This window comes from Exiguobacterium sp. s26, assembly GCF_018618235.1.
Taxonomy (GTDB): domain Bacteria; phylum Bacillota; class Bacilli; order Exiguobacteriales; family Exiguobacteriaceae; genus Exiguobacterium; species Exiguobacterium chiriqhucha.
In genome coordinates this window covers 1-920 of the sequence record NZ_JACSLS010000032.1, presented here as the reverse complement: position 1 = coordinate 920, position 920 = coordinate 1, and the positions used below count along the sequence as shown (strand labels likewise).

Genomic DNA, 920 nt, shown 5'->3' with positions numbered 1-920 from the left:
ATATAGCTCTTTAAAAATGACGAAGCTTGCGCTTCATTCAAACATTGTAAAACTTTTTTTGCCTCATCGTTCAGTTTTCAAAGTTCGTCGGTTTAAAGAATTGGTGGAGCCTAGCGGGATCGAACCGCTGACCTCCTGCGTGCAAGGCAGGCGCTCTCCCAGCTGAGCTAAGGCCCCAAAAGTTATGATGGTCGGGAAGACAGGATTCGAACCTGCGACCCCTTGGTCCCAAACCAAGTGCTCTACCAAGCTGAGCTACTTCCCGAAATAGATGGTGCACCCTGAGAGATTCGAACTCCCGGCCTTTAGATTCGTAGTCTAACGCTCTATCCAGCTGAGCTAAGGGTGCGAGACGAATGAACTTTCATGGGATATTAAGATGGTACCGAGGGCCGGACTTGAACCGGCACGAGGAAACCCTCGCAGGATTTTAAGTCCTGTGCGTCTACCAATTCCGCCACCCCGGCAAGGTATAATTCATGCGGTAGACTATTTTAAAAAAATGGTGCCGGCGAAAGGATTCGAACCCTCGACCCTCTGATTACAAGTCAGATGCTCTACCAACTGAGCTACACCGGCAGGTGTAATGGTGGAGGATGACGGGATCGAACCGCCGACCCCCTGCTTGTAAGGCAGGTGCTCTCCCAGCTGAGCTAATCCTCCAAATATGTAATGCCTGGCAGCGTCCTATCCTCACAGGGGGAGACCCCCAACTACTTTCGGCGCTGAAACGCTTAACTTCCGTGTTCGGCATGGGAACGGGTGTGGCCGCTTCGCTATCGCCACCAGACATATATGAGATTAACATTATTTTAACATAATGTCAACTCCTTTTTAAGAGATTGTTCTCTCAAAACTGAAGACTCATCAATTCATCCAAACCTTAGACTAGATCAAAGCCTCGACCGATTAGTATCATT

The 920-nt window shown here is 48.9% G+C and carries 6 tRNA genes and 1 rRNA gene; all 7 read right to left on the bottom strand.

The features are described 5' to 3' along the window. Positions 1 to 101: 101 nt before the first annotated feature. A tRNA-Ala gene (locus KNP82_RS15485) sits at positions 102 to 177 on the bottom strand. Between the two features lie 11 nt (positions 178 to 188). Beyond that, positions 189 to 265 (bottom strand) — tRNA-Pro (locus KNP82_RS15480). Between the two features lie 7 nt (positions 266 to 272). Continuing rightward, positions 273 to 349 (bottom strand) — tRNA-Arg (locus KNP82_RS15475). 31 nt (positions 350 to 380) lie between these two features. Then, positions 381 to 467: transfer RNA gene (locus KNP82_RS15470), tRNA-Leu, on the bottom strand. A gap of 36 nt (positions 468 to 503) precedes the next feature. Further along, positions 504 to 579 (bottom strand) — tRNA-Thr (locus tag KNP82_RS15465). A gap of 8 nt (positions 580 to 587) precedes the next feature. Further along, positions 588 to 663, bottom strand: a tRNA-Val gene (locus KNP82_RS15460). Positions 664 to 674: 11 nt separating this feature from the next. After that, positions 675 to 790 (bottom strand): 5S ribosomal RNA (gene rrf / locus KNP82_RS15455). Between the last annotated feature and the right edge of the window lie 130 nt (positions 791 to 920).